Source organism: Bacillus cereus group sp. BfR-BA-01331 (assembly GCF_022663915.1).
Lineage (GTDB): Bacteria > Bacillota > Bacilli > Bacillales > Bacillaceae_G > Bacillus_A > Bacillus_A mycoides.
Map to the genome: position 1 here is coordinate 150,699 of NZ_JAKUGJ010000004.1, position 17,638 is coordinate 168,336.

Consider the following 17,638-nt stretch of genomic DNA (forward strand, 5'->3'; position numbering starts at 1 on the left):
TAGCATTAGATTTTATATTATGCATGTATTTCAAAAATTTACTTTCAACTTTGCAAAGGAGCATGAGTAATGGATGAGATTGATAAGAAAATAACCCTATTATTACAAGAAGATGCCAGGATGACAATTACAGAAATGACTGAGCATCTACACCTTAGCCGCCCTAGCGTTACAGAAAGACTAAAAAGGTTACAAGATGCAGGAATAATTGAGAAATATACCGCACGGGTATCATTAGATGCAGTTGGAAAATCAATTCAAGCATTTTTAAGAATTGAAAATCTAAAGATTCCTTGTAAAAAATTCGAGGAGAAAATCTACGAAGAATATAGAATACTCGAATGTCATCGAGTAACAGGTGAAAGTAGCTATTACTTAAAAGTAGCAGTTCACTCTATGAAGGAATTAGAGGAATTAATTGATATCGTTATTCCGTTTGGTACAGTAAAAACTTCGATGATCTTATCTTCACCCATACCATATCGACCAGTAATTTTAGAATAGCAATAAAAAAGGTTATCCAAAAGGCATAAAATATACTACTCTTTTGGATAACCCTTTACAATTTATAAGAATTTTTAACTAAACTTCTTTATAAATCCATTTTATTTTCAACTGATATTTTATAAAATTTCGCAGATAATTTATAAGAGCGATTTTCATTATAAAAGTTACCTAGTTCATAGGATAGTTCAGCAACTAAGCGGTGTTGTTTTTTTTCTAATCCCACTTCAATTGCTTTTTGCATATTTTTCTCATATTCATAATAATCCCCACGTATTTTGAATACTTTAGCTTTCAAACCATATAGTTGGACAAATGCAATTGGCACATCATAAATCGATAAAAAATGAAATGCTTCATTCATAGCCTTATTAACATTTTTCCAATCTTTAAGTTCTATGTAAATCTCCAACATGTTTCGTAACGCATATACTTTTTGATCTTTCTGTGATAAAAATTCACTTAATTCCAAAGTTTTTTCGTAGTATTTAATGGCATTCGTATAGTCTTTCAAACCTTGATAAATTTTACCGTAATCATATGAAATGATAGGTAAATACTTTGAATCACCATTAGTAGCCAAACTATTTTCTACTTGCTGTAAAATTTCAAGTGCCTTTTCATATAACTCATCCATAATATACAATATTGCAAGCATTAAAAGTGTATTTATTACGTTTTTCTGCATACCATTTTTTCTGTATATGTTGTAAGCTTTTAAGGCATACAAACGACTAATACTTTTATCTTTATAAAGCTCCTTATATACATGACATAAATTATAGTATATATGACCATGTTGTTCAGTTTCTTCTGCACCAAGTAAACTCTCAGCCTGTACATAAATATCATGAGCAGCACTGTAGTCTTGTTTATTATAAAAATATAAACCTCGAGCTTTTAAATAATAAATATAATCTTCAGGATCTTGCATTTCGACCTGACTTGGTATCATTTGCGAAGCTTGATCTATAAGCGACTTCACATATAACACGTTTTTTTGTCGGGCATGATAGTATATAAGTACACCATATACCTTTAGTAATAAAGGGATTGAATCTACTTCACGAACGTATAATTCTAACAAAGATAAGTCAGCTTCTGTAATACTTTTATCTTTTTTATATTTATTACATATTTTAAAAATAGTAAGCTGTATCTCCTCGTAATTTCCATTTATAAGATAATCGCTCTTAACTTCTAACTTCTTAGAAACCTTTTTTATAAAAGAAGATGACGGTTTTATTTTTCCACTTTCTATTCTACTCAAATATGTTATTGAGCATATTTCTGATACGAGCTCCCCCTGTGTCAATCCTTTATGCATACGAACTTGCCGAATACGTTCCCCAATTTCCATCTTTTTCTCTCCCTAATTAACCATTTCATGCTTTTCACTAAATAAGTCATTATGTATTTCTTAATCTTTCATACTATATAAAATATACAATTTCACAAATGTAAAAAAATGTATCATTTATTTTAATATTACATTCATATTATGATTATTTCTAGATAGCTTGTTAAATTTAATGGTTTAAATTTAAGGTTTTTGCCCACTTTTTTCATACAATTTTACTTCTTGTTATTAACAAAGACGGCGCCATATACTTGAATTACGATAAACTTAATGAAAAGGATTGAACTACATGTAAACTATCATTCTTAAAATAGATCGAATGGTTAATTACATTTACCTAGTACATGGAAGACATCTATTGTAAATGAAAATAAATTAAATGAGCTCAATAGATGAATTATCAATATCACATCCTAGAAATTAGTTTGTCGAATTATTTAGTAAATATGAAAGGATGACAAATATGATTGTAAAAACAAAAAAAGATTCAACACGAAAAATAGCAAGATATGTTGGAGGCGCTGCTACTCTTTTATTGCTAGCATCCTTCCTTTATCAGTGGAACAATGGTTTAGTAGTTGATGATACTGAAATATTTAGTTTCATACTAGCCTTCACTTGTTTCCTTTATACCTTCTTACCTATAAAACAAAGCACTAATAAATAGTAAATTCTATATTTTATTTAAAGAAAAAAGGATTGATCAAAAGATCAATCCTTTACTCTACTTCATTTAAGAAGAACAATGTTAACGCACCAGGTCCTGTATGCGCTCCGATTGCTGCTCCAATTGTATTTACGATAAATACTTCACAGCCGAATCTTTCAGTAATTAATGCTTTTAATGCTTCGGCAGTTTCTAAATCATCACCGTGAGTCATACCGATTGTTTGACCTTTAAGGTCTTTCCCACGCTCTTCCATAATATCAACAATTCGGCTTAATACTTTCTTTTTCCCTCGTACCTTTTCAAGTGGTACAAGTTTTCCTTCATCCACATTTAAGATTGGCTTAATGTTTAGCAAACCACCGATGAAACCGGCTACTTTACTTAAACGTCCACCTCTAACAAGGTACTGTAAGTCAGCTACAGTGAAGATATGCTCCATATGCTCCATTAGAAAAGCGACACGGTTTAATATTTCTTCTTTTGATGCGCCCTCTTTTGCCATTTTTGCAGCCTCTAATACGACAATACCCTGACCGAGTGAGGCACATTTTGTATCGATAATTTCTAAATCTAAATCAGTGTATGTTTCTTTCACTTCTTTTTTAATGAGAACTGACGATTGATATGTACCAGACAATTCAGATGAAAAAGCTAAATATATACAAGGGTTACCTTCTTTTGCATAGGAAATAAATTTTTCTTGGAATGTTTCAAGTGAAGGCAATGACGTTTTATAAACTGCGCCTTCTCTCATTTTTTGCAGTAATGTAACTGATTTTAATGTAACCCCATCTAAATACTCTGTTTCTGTTTCATCATATACACGGAGTGGAATTAAATCTATATCATATGCTTGCAGCAATTCTACCGGTAAATCCGCCGCACTATCCGTAATGATTTTAACACCCATTTTTAAACCTCTATTCTGTTATAAATATAAAAAATATAAAATAAAAATAGTACTTTTAAATTATATACGTAAAACTTAAATGAAGAAAGGAAAAGACTTTATATTGTATGCACTATTATTCAAAACTTGAACTGCAAATAAAAATGATTTCATTTTAACCTCTTTTTACAAGTTATTACACTGTGTATAATGAGAATATTACATTTTTTCTGAGGGAGGATACATATGAGTATTCAACTAGCTACATCTAATGATTTAGAATGGGTTAATAATCATTATGAATCGATAGGATTTGTACCAAGTGATTTAACACGAGACACAGTTGCGATCATTACATATAACAACGAGTATGCAGGTGTTGGACGTTTAGTCCAAATAGATGAAGGTACTATTGAAATGGGTGGAATTTTTATTCTCCCTAAATTTAGAGGTCTACAATTAGCTGGGAAACTCGTTTCATTTTTAGTACAAACTGCAAAAAAATTACAAATACTAAATGTGTATTGTCTTCCTTTCGAGGAATTAGAAAACTTTTATAAAAAATATGGCTATACTGAAGTCGATACTACGAAAGAAGTTGTCCACTCAATTATTCTAAAAAAATATAATTGGTGTTTGGAAAATTACGATAAACATGTTTTACTATTTAAGTTGTGAGTTTTGTAAAAAAGGAGTCAATGCACTTTGTATTACACATCAGATTATACAAGAAATTATCTGTGAATTAGCTTCTTTATTCAAACAACATATACGCCACATTTTATGCCTGTTTTTAATAAGTGTTAGCAAGTTCGTTGACAAACTTGTTAGCACCTTTTTAAAACATAAACCTGAAGAAATTCATACAATTAAGTAACTATCCTAGCTAGCAATAATATCATCCTTCATAAATATTAAAATGAATTCATTGAGGATAAACCGTTTGGAGGATATTCTATGGCACTAAATGATTTACAAAAGATTACGCATTGATACGCTACGAATAAAAATAATGAGCTAATCAAGGGAATATAATCATTTTTATGTAATTCGCACTTGTACTTCCTGTTCTTGTATCACTTGAATGATTAATTCCAATACAATATTTTGTACTAACTGATACACATTGTCATGAAATGTACTTTGTTCTGATATGTATTCAATACATTGATATATATATCCTTCTACCAATAAGCTCCCTTTTTCAACTGTAAATTTATTTTGTCCATTCTTTTTTACTTTTGGTACTAAAAATTCGGTTTTTGTCAAAACAATCTCCTGTTCCACCTCTTTTATTCCTATGACTTTTTCTGTGAATACCACTTTTTCTCGTAAACTAATTTCACCTTTATATTTTCCTATTTCTATTGGTAGTCTGGCTGTTATATAATTATTTACTTCTCCTTCATTTCCACTCTCTAATATTATGCTGTGAATAGGAATCCATGAAGATGTCTCTACCTTATTCTCTTCATTATTCCCTTTAACTTTTTGATTATATAATTCAACAAGCATTCTCTTTTCATGAAGATTTAAAGAAACTAATTTACAATAAGCCTCCGAATGATACTGTTGCACTGTAGTTAATAACTTAGAATCTAATTCACGCCCCTCCGCATCTTTTTCATTTCGAAATACAAATGCATCTTGATTTTTCACATTTATTTTTGGAAATACATTAAAGCTAGACACTTCTGAAATAATAGAAAATGGCGTTTTCACTACCATTGAATGCACTGAAGTCTCTATTTTTGATCCTAAACCTATACTTTCTCTCTTTGATTCAGTTTCTTCACTTTTTTTCTCTGATTCATTTGCTACTTCTACTTTCTCTAATCCAATCACTTTATTTTCTTTTGCTGGTTCAGTCTCTTCACTTTCTTTGTTTGATTCAATTGCTATTTCTTCTTGCTCTAATTCTCTTTCTTCATATTCTTTTGCTGATTCAGTTTTTCCACTTTTTTTCTCTAATCCAATTACTTTTTCTTCTTTTTTTGATTCAATTTCTTCATTTTCTTCCTCTAATCCAATTGCTTTTTCTTCTTTTGCTGATCCAGTTTTTTCACTTTCTTCCTCTAATTCAATTGCTTTTTCTTCTTTTTTTGATTCAGTTTCTTCACTTTCTTTCTCTAATCCAATTACTTTTTCTTCTTTTTTTGATTCAATTTCTTCATTTTCTTCCTCTAATCCAATCGCTTTATCTTCTTTTACTGATCTAGTTTTTTCACTTTCTTCCTCTAATTCAATTGCTTCATCTTCTTTTTTTGACTCTGTTTCTTTACTTTCCTTTTTTTCTCTTATTTCGCGCGAATCATCTTGAACATTCAGCATTTTCCATTTGTAAACTTTGTTCCATATTTCCTTACCAACCCATGGCTTATTCATCACCATCCCCCCATCTGATGAAATTCATAAAAATATGCTTTTTGTACGCGACCATTCCATCATTATATATGTTTTATAATAATAAAAAAGACATTGTCTTTTTATTAAAGACAATGCTTTTTTAGTCTTATACTTGTACTTGTTGTACTTGTAAAACTTTTAAAGTAAGGTCTAGTACAATTTTTTCACGAAGAGTTCCAAATGGCTCGTTTAATTCTGTTGGACAAGGTGAAAAGTCTAATTCGAAAAATTGAGCACTTACTAATTCGACATATGGTTGTTCGTTATAAAAAACCGAATTTTGGAAGAAGTATTTATCTAAACGTGGTAAATCGCCGTTGTTAGGATTAATAAAATGAGATGTAGTGTCTGAAGAAGCAGCTATTAAAGCTAGTGATAGAAAATCAGCTTCTGTTAGATCTGCAAAACCAGAAAATGGAACATTTGCAATGCGATCATATAGAACTCCATTACACTCATCATTTGCATATTCAATATTTTTACGAATATACCCTTGTACAAATAATTTTCCTCTTGTAACTCGGTTGTAAGGTGTACCAACTACCGGAGTAAATGCTACAGGAACTAACTTACCTTGTGTTAAAAATACATTTTTTAAGACACGTTTAATCTCAGTTGCTGGAGGATCTAATGGAACATCGGCTTCTACAACAATTTGAATTGTTCTTTCCGCTAATACAACTGGTATTTTTACGATTGGTGCTCCTGGAGTAGTAATTGGTGTTGCTGCAGCATCACTTAATGGTGTTTGGGTTTGTCCCGCTACCTGACATGGTACATTAATTGGGCATTGTTCACTCATATTTTATAATCTCCTTTATATGAAAAATTTAGAGCTTTTTAACTCTCTATACTGTATATGTTTGTCTTCTATTAATGCGTGGGTTTGTATCATAGTCACTTTTATCATTTACAAATAAAAAGAGTACTCTCTCTTTAATAGTAAAATACACATAACTTAATGTACTTAATTTTCATGTATATTTACCTATAAAAAATAGAATTTCTTAACTCTCAACGTGGAAAAATACAATGATACGTTAATTAAGTTCAATAGTAAAAAAGATAACCATATTTTCGAAGAAACTTTCAAAAAATCTATTCTTACATTTATTAAGGCAGATAAATTTAAGTTTGTTGATTTCTTCATCTCATAATATCTTTGCAACTGCAATTTAATATTGGGTAACACCTGATTGTTAAAAAATAAAAACCGACTTAATAAAGTCGGTTTTTATACCTACATTGTTGTGGAATCACTTCATCTTTATCATTCACATCGTTTTTTTACTCTCACCTTTTCCAATAGAATTTATCAATACTTCTAATGAAAACAATCTTGTCGTTGTTCTCCCCTCTAATACTATTAATTAACATCTCTCTTAACACCTTTAGTTTAGGTAAAATTATCTTTGGATATTTTATCTTTGTAATTATAAAAAAGGGCTAATTGATGTTAATTTAATTGGATTTTCTAGCCTTTTTATGTTGTAAAATTCAATTCGTACAAACTCGTTCATTTACCTATTATTTACAAAAAAAGTATCATACGCCTTATCAAAAACATATCCAAGCTTTTCCACTAGTTTAGCAGAAGTGCTATTCGCTGCATCCCAGTTTGGATATTTCGTCTTTTCTAAACAATCCAATATTAAAGCCGTACTTACTGCAGTCACCAATCCTTTTCTTCTATGATTCGGATCAGTAGCAACTTCAATTTCAATCCCATCATCATAAATACTATACGATGATGCACCGCATACAACGTCTCCTTTATAGAACATACTATAGCCAATCCCTCGATTTATATAATCATCTGTCAATTAAAAAAGTATATCTTGTACAAGGGGTGACCTATTTACGTAAATCATTTGATGGACTAGCGGCTGTTGAGCGCATACCAGACGGAAATTTGATGAAACCTTAAAGGTTTTATCTGATTCACAGAAGGGGAAAAAAGTGAAGTAAACAAAAAATAACTCCAAAATCAACTTCTATTGTATATTTTGGAGTTATTTTACATTTTATTTAAATTCGTAATTTTCTGTTTATATATATTTCTATTTTCCTTTTCTTATTTATGTTTATCAGCTAAGTATCTAGCATAGTGAACTAAATTTCTAGCTACATCTAATTCAAGATTAAATATATTAGGTACGCCTGGTCTCCAATTCACCTCAAACAACCACAATTTTTGGTTTTCATCAATCCCAACATCAATTCCTAACTCATCAAATAATACATCCTCATATAAAGAATTAAAATGGTTAGAAAAACTTACCGCAAATCGTTCTAAATACCTTTGAACATTATACCAATCGTTATCAAACTCCGTTTTTAAAAAAATATCTAAATAAGTACTATAACCACCGCTAGCCATATTTGATACAACACTTCCTAATGGACCTATTCTCGGGAATATTGAAGTAATAACCCACTTTCCTTCTCCATTTCTTTGAACATGCAATCGAAAATCATAAACATGACCAGATTTCATTTGACATGAAATAAACTGTTGAACTATGTAACCTTTCTCTTGAATCTTATCAGACAAAAAACTTAGTAATTGTTTTTTATTAATAAGTGAAATTTGTTCTGACTCATTCATACTGTAATTTATCCCATGTTTTTCAATAAAAATAATACCCTTACCTTGATGTCCAGAAATTGGTTTAATAATAAGTTTTTCATAACGATTAATCATGTCAAAAAACTTATTAACATCATTTAATTCATAAAAAGGAATAAGATATTGCTTAAATTCCCCTGCTTTTTTTATTCTGTTATATACACTTAATTTATCTCCAATTGAATGACTTGTGAACGGAACTTTATCATATAAATAATCAAAAATTTGCTGATTTTTATCACTAACATGAACACTTGCATTATAAATAACATCAGGAAAAGAAAATTCTTGTTCAACCCACTTACCATTTTCATAAGTTTTACCTAAAATTTTCTCAGTTTCTATATTTACTTTCCCTAAAGTAAAATAAAAAAAGTTTATACCTTCAGCTTTGGCTACAGCAGCATAAGTATATGCTTTCTTTACGACATTCGGATCTTTCCGATGATGAAGCATACCAATTATAGTCATATCGGTTCCTCTTCCCCTCTTTTTAAAGATCTTTTTCAAAACAAATATCAACTTCATTATATATATATTCATGTTCTCCTTCATTCAACCATTTTTCGAAAAATCCAGAACAAGCTTAACCTCATTTTAATATTCTACCTATAGAAATATTATATCTAAGGGTTTATAAAATAATTAAGGTTAGGGTGGCATAAGATGGATACTATTGTTTTTATTGAAACAAATAAATCTGGATCAAGTAGGGAAGCAATCAAAGCAGCTGAAAAACTTAATTTCTTTACAGTTTTGTTAACAAAAAAAACAAAATTTATTGAAGAACGTGATACATTCCCTGATGTACATCAGATGATTTTCACCGATATAAATGATTATGATAATATAATTACAACAATTGAAAAATTAAATAAATCAGGAAAGAACATAAAAGGGATCTTTAGTTTTATTGACCCCTTTGTTTATCTGGCTGCACGTTTATCAGAAAAATTCTGCTCAAATATTGTATCTACTGAAGCTATCTATCGGATGGAAAACAAAATATTAACTCGTAATGTCCTTAAAGATTTACCAATCTCACTCAACTATTTAATTTACAAACCAACAGAACCATTATCATCTTTTCTTAAAAAAAATAAAAAGATAAATTTCCCTCTTATTGTGAAATCCCCTAAATCATCAGGATCAAAAGATGTATTATTAGTAAAAAATAAAAATCAATTAATTTTATCTATACAAAGTCTTTTAAACAAACTACCTAATGAAGAAATTCTTCTTGAAGAATATGTAGATGGACCTCAGTACTTAGTCGAAATTTTAGTTCAAAATGGAAAAGTCCATATTATAGCAGTAATTGAACAAGAAATTACACTCTTTGAACGTTTTATTGTTACTGGTTATTCTTTACTAGGACAGGTAGACAAAAGTCTATATAATAGTCTTTTCAATGCAGTTAATTCTGTTATTCAGGCTTTTAATATGAAAAATGGAGCTTGTCATCTAGAACTCCGGAGAATAAATAATGATTGGAAATTAATTGAGATAAACCCCAGAATATCAGGTGGAGCAATGAATGATATAATTGAAATTGGACATGGAATCAACTTAGTGCAAGAGACTATTCAGTTAATGTTAGGAAATAAACCTTCACTAAATAAAAAACATCATAAATATGTATACACTCATTACCTAACAGTTAAATCTAAAGGAAAACTAATTCGAGTTACAGGAAAGAACCGTAGTTCTAAATATCCTGGTGTAGAGAAAGTTTATATAAAACCTAAAAAAGGAACTGTCTTAAAACCACCTACATCAATGGGACATCGATGTGGCTACGTTTTAGCAGCATCCTATTTTAAAACAGAAGCTAAAAAAATAGCTTTAAAAGCAGCTAAAGAAATTTCATTTGAAATCCAAAAAGAATAAAAAAGTTCACTCCTTTTCACTCCTTATCTACATTTATAGAAGGAGTGAAGTTTTTTATTATGCAATTTTAATTTATTTACCCAACAAGCGACTCCAAAATGACTTCTTCTGTTCTGAAGCTACTATTAAGCATGTACTTTTATATAGTTTTTCGAATACTTACAAATGAGCTTTTATCTAATTAAAAATGTTCTCCGTAAATAATAACAAAGTAATGTTTTTTATTATTTTATAAATTTTTTCGAAACATAAAATTTTAACTAAGAGGGTTAATCAATAGATACGTTATAACTCCTTCTTAGAAATAAAAGATTCCGTCGCACCATTTTTATATATTTTAGTCAACTTAATAATTGACTTGTACGTATTATTGTCATTCATTATCATCTTTTTCATCTCTTCTATTTCGGCATTACTAGTTCCACTCTCTATTTTTAAACAGTTCGAAATGGAAAGATATCCGCTTGATGCTAAAATAATAATATAAGTAACATCAGGGAAATTAATAAATAGCAATCCAAATTTCAAAGGATTCCCAGCTGTATCCGATAAAATTAATCGAAAATCTAACAGTTCAGGTACTAGAACAAAATCTTTAGAAACAATCGCTTCACCTACTATAGTAATTTGCTTTACTACATTCCCAATCTCATCTACAAATTCAACACATCTAGGTGGATCAATCATTTTTGCCTGTAAGGATAAACTTAATTCAGGGTTATTAAAATCGAAGAATAGTGTACTTCCCTCAGTTAAACAATGTGGACAAACATTTCCAAGTAAACGGAATTCCTCTTCAATAAATTTAACTTTCGTTTTACAACTACAAACTTTCCCTATTCGAATCGCATCAATTTTTGAACAACCTACAAATATTACCTCATCGTCTTCTTGTACAAATGACACGATACCTTTCATCTTGTTAAATGAAAGGAAATAAGATACAACGATTTCGTTTCCAGCTATTACGATACTCTAAACCTTTGTAAAAGATTCTAGACTTTGTAAAAATTCACATATACTAGTTTGACAACATTGACAATTTTATTTCGGCTCGCAATCTACTTACATTCAATCCCTTCCCTATATGTTTTTATCTAATACACATAATATGAGCGGGATATATGAAAAGCTTGGACAATATAATTTTAGCGTAAGAATATAATTAGTTACGCCTAACATCAATATGGAAATTACACCAATAATAAGTAATAACACATAATTTTTACTATAAATACATATAACAATTTCATCTTTCAATGAAAAAGCGTTATAATGAGGTGCAGCCTCTAAGATTACGTAATAAAGGAGATTAAAACAATGACTAAAATTAAAGTATATCAAGTAAAAGAAGAAAATATGGAAGCAGTAAAAAACATCATTGATGTTGAGGAACAAAACCCAACTGCTGAGAACTTACAAAATCTATATACATGTGTATTAGATACTGAAGATATGGCATTACCTGAATCATACGTTGAAGAAGATATCTTAATTGATTCTATGGAAGTTATGGTTAACGCTTCTCAAAGCAAGCTAAGAGACTTAGGTACATATGATGTAATCGAAGTTCAAAACAAAGGTAAGAAAACACAAATTTTATTATTAGCAGACGAAGAATACGAAATTATCGAAGGCTAATTCGACTCCGTACATAAGAAAAAGCTCCTTTCAAAATTGAAAGGAGCTTTTTCTTTACGCTTTTGATGTTTCACTTTTCACCTTGTTTTGTTCTTTTTTATATACCATGCGCTCATTTCCCATAAAGAAAACGAATACGAACGCTAAACTTGCGGGAACTAACGCCCACATAAATGTCTGAACGATTGAACTAGAAAGAGCATCAATAATTTTATCTAATATTTGCGGCGGAATTTGAGATCTTGCCGATTCTGATAGAATAGCTCTTGAATCTCCTAAAGCGTTTGTATTCATTCCCCCGCTCATACCTTTAAACGCTTCTTCTAATTGATCCTGGAAACCAGTCCTTTGAATCATTCCGAAGATTGTAATACCAAGTGTCATACCTAATGAACGAATGAAGTTACTCGTTGAAGTCGCAGACCCGCGTTGCTCCATACCGAAGTTATGAATAGCAGCCATACTTAGTACAGAGAATGAGAAACCAACTCCAAAACCGATAATAACCATATAAATTGTTAATAATATACGACTTGTTTCTGGCGTTAATGTACTTAATAAGAATAATCCGATTAGCATAATTACAGCAGAAATAATCATAATGTTTCGGTAGCTAAGTTTTGATGTTAAAAATCCACCTAACTGCGCTGTTACTACTGATCCTAACATCATTGGTAATAACAATAATCCTGAGTTTGTTGCGGTACCACCGTATACGCCTTGAATAAATAACGGAATGTACACAGTTGCTGACATAAATGCCGCCCCGTAACATAAGGCAATAATTGTACTCATTCCGAATAGACGTTGTTTAAACATCTCAAATGAAATGATTGGTTCTTCTACTTTTCGTTCAATAACAATAAAAGCAATTACTAAAATAGCGAACCCGGCAAATAAACTTAAAATAAAGCTAGAATCCCAATCATACTTTTGTCCGCCTAATTCTAAGGCGAACATTAAACAAACTACTGCACCAACTAAAGTAATTGCGCCAAACCAATCAATCTTTTGTTCTCTATGAACTCGTGACTCTTTATAAAATAATGTAATAAAAATAAGTGCTAAAATTCCAAGTGGTAAGTTAATATAAAACACCCAGTGCCAGCTAATATAATCCGTAATATATGCGCCAAGTAATGGCCCGAAAATACTTGATAAACCAAATACTGCTCCGAATAAACCACCCATTTTCCCGCGCTTTTCTGGAGGGAAAATATCAAAAACGATAGTAAATGCGATTGGCACTAGTGCCCCACCGCCAATACCTTGAATGGCACGATAAATACCTAACTGTGTAATATTTTCAGCAGTTCCACAAAGTGCCGAACCAATCATAAAGACGATTAAACCGAAAATAAAGAATCTCTTTCTACCATACATATCTGATAGTTTACCGAAAATCGGCATACCTGCCATTTCTGCGACCATATAGGCAGAAACGACCCATACAAAGTTTTCAAGGCCTCCTAAATCACCAACGATTGTTCCCATCGCTGTTACGACAATGGTATTATCCATTGATGCCATTAAAATCCCTAGCAATAAGCCCGCCACAACAAAACCGAGCTTATTATTCTTCTCAACCATAACCTTGCTCTCCCTCATACTACTTATATTTGTTTATGTTCTTTTACGACTGCATTACCTTTCTGATTAAAACTAGTGTGATATTCTACTACACTAATTTCACAGCCAGGGCCAATTATAACATGATTTCCTCTTACTACGTCTGCTATTGTATGTTCTAAATAAATATCATCCCCTTCAATAATTGATGTTTGAAGGCTTCCTGCATGACTTGTAAAAGGAATAAATCTCGCTTTTTTACGTACTGTAATCTTTTTCCCACCGATTTCTCTCACTTTACTTCCTTCATAACGGAGTGAGATTTCAATATTTTCAGCATTAAGCAAACCATCACTTTCAAGACCACCAGTTAGTAATAATTCCTCTACTTCTATATCTCCCTTTACATTTAAAGCGCCTTTCACATCTACGAAATCACCGGATAGCTTCCCTTTAAATTCTATCATACCTCTAACTTTTGTTTTATTAATTTGTCCGTCGCCTTGTACTTGGGCATTGCCATATACTTTTACATATTCCGCCTCCATATTCCCCTGTACTTCACTATCTCCATACACGACATAATTTTTCGCTTTCATATTGCCACGTACTTCACTCGTACCATACGTTTTAAAATCATTACAACTCATATGATTAGAAATTGTTCCTTCGCCGCGTATCTTTACTTTGTTATAATCTCCACCTGCTGAGCTACCTGATCCATTTACAGTAAGACTATGTTGATTTTCCATACCGATTCCTCTCTCCCTTTTAAACTTGCTTAATTTCTTTTACATTTGCGCTTTTATCAACAGTAAGAACCCCAGTATATTCAATTAGTTCAATTTCACAGTTCGGTCCTACAGTAACATTGTTTCCCCTTACTGTTTTAATGTGAGCATAATCAATATCGATATTGTCACCTTCCAGCAGTTCAGCTTCTAACTGTAAGCCAAATACTGTTTTAAATAGTCTACTAAAAGCACTCAATCTATGTTTTACTTTAATGGTTTGGCCACCAATTTCTTTCGCTCTACATGTACCATGAATATTTATATTAATTTCATCTGCGCTTAATAATCCACCAACTGTAAATTGCCCTTCTGAAGAAAAAATATCAACTTCACAATTACCATCAATCGTCGCTTGACCATTGATTTTAAATTCTTCACCAGTTACATTACCACCTATCGTCCCTTTTCCTGCAATTTTTAAAGTGGTCGCCTTTACATCTTGTGTAATTGTCCCTTTCCCATCGATTCGCATCATCTCTGCACTAACTGTACCCTCAACTTTACCTGATCCGCTAATTCTCGCATCGCCACTTTTCAAATCACCAGTAACAATTCCGTAACCATTACATTCAAATTGGTCGCACTCAACGTTTCCATTAACAGTTCCTTTTCCATTTAGTTGCACTTTATGAAACTCTCCACCGTTTGATGAACCATATCCGTTTATAATTAAATTTTCTGTACGCATTATTTCTCCTCCACTACAACAGTTTAGTTTTTAATGCTTCGGTATATTTCATAATTGCTACACGTAAAACAATCTTTGTTCCCTTTTCAAAAATTAAATCCTCAACGCTTGATACTAAGAAGCATGTAGAAATCCCTAACTTCCGAATAATAAGTAAGTCACAATTTTTATGTTTAATCGCTTCATAATTTTCACGTAAAACTTGTAAAACCATTTTCCCTTCTTCTAAGCTAACGTCTCCTGATTGAAGAAGTTCTTCTAACACGTATACATAAAGAATATCTGCAAATTGAAAATCTGCCGTTTTGTTCGTTTGTTCTATAAAGAATTGTAAAACTGTTTCTGATGCAATACCCTTACGTAACAAATCATCTTTTGTTAAATGAATTTCTGTCACGCTCGGTGAGAACATATTTGCTAATTCATCAAGTGATAAATCCTCTTTCATCGTTTGGATTTTATCAATACGTTCTAATATCTTTTCTTTCGGAAAAAATGTTTCCTGGCCTGTGAACGTTGACTTCCGTACAAACCAATCTTCCGGTATTAAATTTTTTCTCTTCCACCTATATAACTGTCCGTATGAAATACCAGCTAGTTCTAATAAATCTTTTTTTGAAATCAAATCTGTACTCAACTGTATGTCACTCCTTCCTGATAACAATGTAACATAACACTGTTACGTTGTAAACAGACTTTTATAGCAAGTAGCGTAACAATGTGTGAAACAAACCTGTCTTACATACAAAAAAGGTTCTTACACATATCTTTAAATGCGTAAGAACCTATATATATCAAGCTTTAAACCATATATCATAAAAATCAATCCAGCCTTGTGAATTAATCATTATATTTTGTATTTTTTCGTGTGAACTTACTCGCTGTTTATTGCGATATAAAGGAATGATATGCATTTCACGTAACAGTGTGTCCTCCATATCGCGTAACAGTGTCATCCGTTTCTCTAATTGATTCTCTATAAAATAAGACTGCAATACTTCGTTAAATTTTATATTGCTATGCTGATGAATAAAGCTGTTTTTTGTAAGAAACATATATAGTAAACTTTCTTCAATACGTTCACTAATTGTCGCACTATCATGTATTATATCAGCCTTTTGTATCGTACTTGCTTGCAATAACTCTTTTGTTTCAAGAAAAACGACTTCAATAGTGACGCCATACTTCGCACACTTTTTTTGTATCCAATATGAATCTTCAACATGATCTTGTTCTGTAAATGTATATAGTCGCAGTGTTTCATTACGGTAAGAGCTCTCTTTAATAAGAGTATATATGTCCTCATTTATATGTATAGTGCCACCCTTTGTTAGAACCAATTCTTCTGCTATTTCTCCGCGCGCTCCTTGCAATTCCTCGATAAGCGCATTGCTATGAATGATTTTATATAGAGCTTTCCGAAACATCGTGTTTTGCATAGGTCCTTCTTTTGCGGTATTTAATGTAATGTATGTTACATTCGACTCAAGTCTAGTTAGTTCTTTATGATGCTTTTCTATATTGTTATAGTGTGCTTTCGCTAAAATATCGCACGTATTTACACTGTGCTCTACATTCCATAATTCAATTCGATCGAGAAATGGTCGCTCGCGAAAATATAAATCATTTGCTTCTAATACGAATACATCCTCATTCTTTTCACATAATCGAAACGGTCCAGTACCGATTAACCTTCCATCTCCATCTTCATTTACAATAGAACACTGTTCTGTACTTAAAGCATGTAAAAACAACTTATTATCTGTAGATAAACGAATCTGCACAATGTAGTCATCAAGAATATGTAAACTTTCAACGTGCTGTAACATCCACGCATGCGGATTATTTTTTGCTTTCAAGAATCGTTTAAATGTATGTACAACGTCATAAGCAGTAAATTCTTTCCTGTTATGAAACTGAACACCTTTTCGTAAGTAGAAGGTCCATATATATTTCTGGTCATCATATTCCCAATAAAACGCAAGTCTTGGCTCTACACTGTTTGTATTTCCGTCTACATACACTAACGTGTCGTATATATGTTTTACCATATGACATTCTGAACGCATCGTAGCGTATACAGGGTCTAATGCAATGTCTAGATTCATTTGGACTTGCAAACGTAGTACATCTCTTCTCCCTTTAGATGTCCTTTCGACTTGATACCCGAATATCGAATCTATCCAAGTTTGAAATTGAGTTTGAAGTGATGGAAAATATGAGCTATACCTTGCAATAAATGCACTCCCGTTTTTTACATCCCCTTGTTTCGTTATTTCTTTTCCTCTTTCTAAAATTAAAGAAAGTGGATGTTTTTGAAATAACAACTTTGAACGATTTCCTCTTCCTCGGCCTGGAAACCACATAATCCAATTAAATTCTTCTAATTTTTTTATGATTAATTTACTATTTCGCTCTGTACAAAATAAAGTTTCAGATATATTTTGTATTGTTATTTCTAATTGTTCTCCCTCTGCTCTCCCATTTCCATACTGGAGCCACAGGTGCATATATTGCTCCAAAATAATCATAAAACGCCCCCTAAAAGATGAAAAATCTTCCTCTTTCATTCTACCCTTTTTCATTTCCGGCTTCCAT

At 31.5% G+C, this 17,638-nt stretch carries 15 protein-coding genes and 2 pseudogenes; 5 read left to right on the forward strand and 12 right to left on the reverse strand.

Annotated features, from left to right (window positions below):
* The first annotated feature begins 69 nt into the window (after window positions 1–69).
* On the forward strand, window positions 70–504 hold the full coding sequence (locus MR155_RS09585) for an Lrp/AsnC family transcriptional regulator (RefSeq protein ID WP_242309445.1): 435 nt from the start codon (window positions 70–72) through the stop codon (window positions 502–504).
* An 88-nt stretch (window positions 505–592) separates the two neighbouring features.
* Here the strand turns inward: MR155_RS09585 and MR155_RS09590 are convergent, their stop codons facing one another.
* Complete coding sequence (locus MR155_RS09590; RefSeq protein ID WP_242309447.1) at window positions 593–1,864, reverse strand: helix-turn-helix domain-containing protein; 1,272 nt, start codon at window positions 1,862–1,864, stop codon at window positions 593–595.
* Between the two features lie 463 nt (window positions 1,865–2,327).
* Here MR155_RS09590 and MR155_RS09595 point away from each other — a divergent pair, with 463 nt between their 5' ends.
* Window positions 2,328–2,531, forward strand: a complete 204-nt coding sequence (locus tag MR155_RS09595) for a hypothetical protein (protein ID WP_002110388.1) — start codon at window positions 2,328–2,330, stop codon at window positions 2,529–2,531.
* 52 nt (window positions 2,532–2,583) lie between these two features.
* On the opposite strand, the gene MR155_RS09600 is transcribed toward MR155_RS09595, so the two are convergent.
* Window positions 2,584–3,444 (reverse strand): DegV family protein, encoded by an 861-nt coding sequence (locus MR155_RS09600; RefSeq protein ID WP_219302698.1) that lies wholly within the window; start codon window positions 3,442–3,444, stop codon window positions 2,584–2,586.
* A gap of 225 nt (window positions 3,445–3,669) precedes the next feature.
* On the opposite strand from MR155_RS09600, the gene MR155_RS09605 reads away from it, so the two are divergent.
* Complete coding sequence (locus MR155_RS09605) at window positions 3,670–4,101, forward strand: GNAT family N-acetyltransferase (RefSeq protein ID WP_219302700.1); 432 nt, start codon at window positions 3,670–3,672, stop codon at window positions 4,099–4,101.
* 363 nt (window positions 4,102–4,464) lie between these two features.
* Here MR155_RS09605 and MR155_RS09610 read toward each other — a convergent pair whose 3' ends face one another.
* From MR155_RS09610 to MR155_RS09625, 4 genes and pseudogenes are all read right to left on the reverse strand, one after another.
* Window positions 4,465–5,808 carry a BC_2427 family protein gene (locus MR155_RS09610; protein ID WP_242309448.1) on the reverse strand — a complete coding sequence of 448 codons (1,344 nt, stop codon included), beginning with the start codon at window positions 5,806–5,808 and terminating at the stop codon, window positions 4,465–4,467.
* Window positions 5,809–5,935: 127 nt separating this feature from the next.
* Entirely contained in the window at window positions 5,936–6,631 is a 696-nt protein-coding gene (locus tag MR155_RS09615) for a CsxC family protein (protein ID WP_002065863.1), read from the reverse strand.
* Between the two features lie 718 nt (window positions 6,632–7,349).
* A pseudogene (locus MR155_RS09620) lies at window positions 7,350–7,646 on the reverse strand (GNAT family N-acetyltransferase); the annotation flags it as partial.
* Window positions 7,647–7,903: 257 nt separating this feature from the next.
* On the reverse strand, window positions 7,904–9,001 hold the full coding sequence (locus MR155_RS09625) for a YheC/YheD family endospore coat-associated protein (RefSeq protein WP_033708463.1): 1,098 nt from the start codon (window positions 8,999–9,001) through the stop codon (window positions 7,904–7,906).
* A 123-nt stretch (window positions 9,002–9,124) separates the two neighbouring features.
* Between MR155_RS09625 and MR155_RS09630 the strand changes: the two genes are divergently transcribed.
* The gene (locus MR155_RS09630; RefSeq protein WP_242309451.1) at window positions 9,125–10,348 is read left to right on the forward strand and encodes an ATP-grasp domain-containing protein; all 1,224 of its coding nucleotides are present in this window, start codon (window positions 9,125–9,127) and stop codon (window positions 10,346–10,348) included.
* 285 nt (window positions 10,349–10,633) lie between these two features.
* On the opposite strand, the pseudogene MR155_RS09635 reads toward MR155_RS09630, so the two are convergent.
* Window positions 10,634–11,368, reverse strand: a pseudogene (locus MR155_RS09635) (BC_2878 family exosporium-associated protein).
* Window positions 11,369–11,668: 300 nt separating this feature from the next.
* On the opposite strand from MR155_RS09635, the gene MR155_RS09640 reads away from it, so the two are divergent.
* Window positions 11,669–11,989: a hypothetical protein gene (locus tag MR155_RS09640; RefSeq protein WP_002032538.1), complete on the forward strand. Its 321-nt coding sequence runs from the start codon at window positions 11,669–11,671 to the stop codon at window positions 11,987–11,989.
* A 54-nt stretch (window positions 11,990–12,043) separates the two neighbouring features.
* Here the strand turns inward: MR155_RS09640 and MR155_RS09645 are convergent, their stop codons facing one another.
* From MR155_RS09645 to MR155_RS09665, 5 genes are all read right to left on the reverse strand, one after another.
* The gene (locus tag MR155_RS09645) at window positions 12,044–13,579 is read right to left on the reverse strand and encodes an MDR family MFS transporter (protein ID WP_002189905.1); all 1,536 of its coding nucleotides are present in this window, start codon (window positions 13,577–13,579) and stop codon (window positions 12,044–12,046) included.
* Between the two features lie 23 nt (window positions 13,580–13,602).
* Window positions 13,603–14,310 (reverse strand): polymer-forming cytoskeletal protein, encoded by a 708-nt coding sequence (locus MR155_RS09650; protein WP_016101229.1) that lies wholly within the window; start codon window positions 14,308–14,310, stop codon window positions 13,603–13,605.
* A gap of 19 nt (window positions 14,311–14,329) precedes the next feature.
* Window positions 14,330–15,040, reverse strand: coding sequence for a bactofilin family protein (locus MR155_RS09655; RefSeq protein ID WP_242309453.1), 711 nt, complete (start codon window positions 15,038–15,040; stop codon window positions 14,330–14,332).
* Window positions 15,041–15,053: 13 nt separating this feature from the next.
* Window positions 15,054–15,677 carry a YhbD family protein gene (locus MR155_RS09660; RefSeq protein ID WP_113937507.1) on the reverse strand — a complete coding sequence of 208 codons (624 nt, stop codon included), beginning with the start codon at window positions 15,675–15,677 and terminating at the stop codon, window positions 15,054–15,056.
* A 157-nt stretch (window positions 15,678–15,834) separates the two neighbouring features.
* Window positions 15,835–17,610 carry an SgrR family transcriptional regulator gene (locus tag MR155_RS09665; protein ID WP_242309689.1) on the reverse strand — a complete coding sequence of 592 codons (1,776 nt, stop codon included), beginning with the start codon at window positions 17,608–17,610 and terminating at the stop codon, window positions 15,835–15,837.
* Window positions 17,611–17,638: the final 28 nt, after the last annotated feature.

What these genes read in the sequence shown, in the direction of transcription:
- MR155_RS09585 (WP_242309445.1), top strand. Translation starts at nt 70, where the DNA reads ATGGATGAGATTGATAAGAAAATAACCCTATTATTACAAGAAGATGCC.
- MR155_RS09590 (WP_242309447.1), bottom strand. Translation starts at nt 1,864, where the DNA reads ATGGAAATTGGGGAACGTATTCGGCAAGTTCGTATGCATAAAGGATTG.
- MR155_RS09595 (WP_002110388.1), top strand. Translation starts at nt 2,328, where the DNA reads ATGATTGTAAAAACAAAAAAAGATTCAACACGAAAAATAGCAAGATAT.
- MR155_RS09600 (WP_219302698.1), bottom strand. Translation starts at nt 3,444, where the DNA reads ATGGGTGTTAAAATCATTACGGATAGTGCGGCGGATTTACCGGTAGAA.
- MR155_RS09605 (WP_219302700.1), top strand. Translation starts at nt 3,670, where the DNA reads ATGAGTATTCAACTAGCTACATCTAATGATTTAGAATGGGTTAATAAT.
- MR155_RS09610 (WP_242309448.1), bottom strand. Translation starts at nt 5,808, where the DNA reads ATGAATAAGCCATGGGTTGGTAAGGAAATATGGAACAAAGTTTACAAA.
- MR155_RS09615 (WP_002065863.1), bottom strand. Translation starts at nt 6,631, where the DNA reads ATGAGTGAACAATGCCCAATTAATGTACCATGTCAGGTAGCGGGACAA.
- MR155_RS09625 (WP_033708463.1), bottom strand. Translation starts at nt 9,001, where the DNA reads ATGAATATATATATAATGAAGTTGATATTTGTTTTGAAAAAGATCTTT.
- MR155_RS09630 (WP_242309451.1), top strand. Translation starts at nt 9,125, where the DNA reads ATGGATACTATTGTTTTTATTGAAACAAATAAATCTGGATCAAGTAGG.
- MR155_RS09640 (WP_002032538.1), top strand. Translation starts at nt 11,669, where the DNA reads ATGACTAAAATTAAAGTATATCAAGTAAAAGAAGAAAATATGGAAGCA.
- MR155_RS09645 (WP_002189905.1), bottom strand. Translation starts at nt 13,579, where the DNA reads ATGGTTGAGAAGAATAATAAGCTCGGTTTTGTTGTGGCGGGCTTATTG.
- MR155_RS09650 (WP_016101229.1), bottom strand. Translation starts at nt 14,310, where the DNA reads ATGGAAAATCAACATAGTCTTACTGTAAATGGATCAGGTAGCTCAGCA.
- MR155_RS09655 (WP_242309453.1), bottom strand. Translation starts at nt 15,040, where the DNA reads ATGCGTACAGAAAATTTAATTATAAACGGATATGGTTCATCAAACGGT.
- MR155_RS09665 (WP_242309689.1), bottom strand. Translation starts at nt 17,610, where the DNA reads ATGAAAGAGGAAGATTTTTCATCTTTTAGGGGGCGTTTTATGATTATT.